Source organism: Streptomyces sp. NPDC000983, assembly GCF_040299205.1.
GTDB lineage: Bacteria > Actinomycetota > Actinomycetes > Streptomycetales > Streptomycetaceae > Streptomyces.
Genome location: NZ_JBEPBM010000127.1, coordinates 1 through 1,279, shown reverse-complemented (window position 1 = coordinate 1,279; position 1,279 = coordinate 1). Strand labels below are relative to the sequence as shown.

Below are 1,279 nucleotides of genomic sequence, written 5' to 3'. Positions count from 1 at the left end.
ATGTGGCATTCGTCGCCGCCGCTGCGGTAGTCGCCGAAGTAGTCGACGACGTCCTCGGGCCACTGGTTCGCCTCCGCCAGCAGCACCGTGTCCGGATAGTGCGCGTCGATCTCCTTGCGCACCCGCTTGAGGAACTCGTGCGTCGCCGGAAGGTTTTCGCAGTTGGTGCCCTCCTCCTGGTACAGGTACGGCACCGCGTCCAGCCGGAAGCCGTCGATGCCCAGGTCCAGCCAGAACCGCAGCGCGGAGACGATCTCCTCCTGCACGGCCGGGTTCTCGTAGTTGAGGTCCGGCTGGTGGGAGAAGAACCGGTGCCAGTAGTACTGCTTGCGGACCGGGTCGAAGGTCCAGTTGGAGGCCTCGGTGTCGACGAAGATGATCCGGGCGTCCGGGAACTGCTTGTCGTCGTCGGCCCAGACGTAGTAGTCGCCGTAGGGGCCGTCGGGGTCCTTGCGGGACTCCTGGAACCACGGGTGCTGGTCGCTGGTGTGGTTCATGACGAAGTCGATGATGACGCGCATGCCGCGCTGGTGGGCGGAGTCGACGAACTCCACGAAGTCGGCGAGGTCGCCGAACTCGGGCAGGACGGCCGTGTAGTCGGAGACGTCGTAACCGCCGTCGCGCAGGGGGGACTTGAAGAAGGGCGGCAGCCACAGGCAGTCGACGCCGAGCCACTGGAGGTAGTCGAGCTTGGCGGTCAGCCCCTTGAGGTCGCCGACGCCGTCGCCGTTGCTGTCCTGGAAGGAGCGGACCAGCACCTCGTAGAAGACGGCGCGCTTGAACCAGTCGGGGTCCCGGTCCTTGACCGGGGTGTCCTCGAAGGTGTCCGGGACGGGCTCGTTGACGATCATATGGTGGGTGACCCTCCGGTCTGCGGGGTGGACGGTCGCAGAACCGTGAGCACGTGCGCGGGCCGACGACCCGGTTCGAGGCGCACATAGTTGGTCCTGCCCCAGTGGTAGGTCTCGCCGGAGAGCTCGTCGCGCACCGGCACCGACTCGTGCCAGTCCAGGCCGAGTTGCGGCATGTCCAACGAGACCGTCGCCTCCTGGGTGTGGTGGGGGTCGAGGTTGACGACCACCACGACCGTGTTCGACCCCGACCGCTTCGCGTAGACGATCACCTGGTCGTTGTCGGCGTGGTGGAAGTGCAGGCCGCGCAGCTGTCGCAGGGCCGGACTCGCCCGCCGTACGGCGTTGAGCTTGGTGATGAGGGGGGCGATGGTGTCGGCGGACTCCCAGTCACGGGGCCGTAGTTGGTACTTCTCGGAGTCGAGGTA

General features: G+C 66.6%; 2 protein-coding genes. Both read right to left on the bottom strand.

Going from position 1 to position 1,279, the window contains the following annotated elements; genetic code table 11:
- The coding region (locus ABT296_RS38655) for an alpha-amylase family glycosyl hydrolase (protein ID WP_351934848.1) at window positions 1–851 on the bottom strand (851 nt) is incomplete at its 3' end.
- A partial coding sequence (locus ABT296_RS38650) for an alpha-glucosidase C-terminal domain-containing protein (RefSeq protein WP_351934846.1) occupies window positions 848–1,279 on the bottom strand: 432 nt, incomplete at its 5' end. The genes ABT296_RS38655 and ABT296_RS38650, both read right to left, overlap by 4 nt.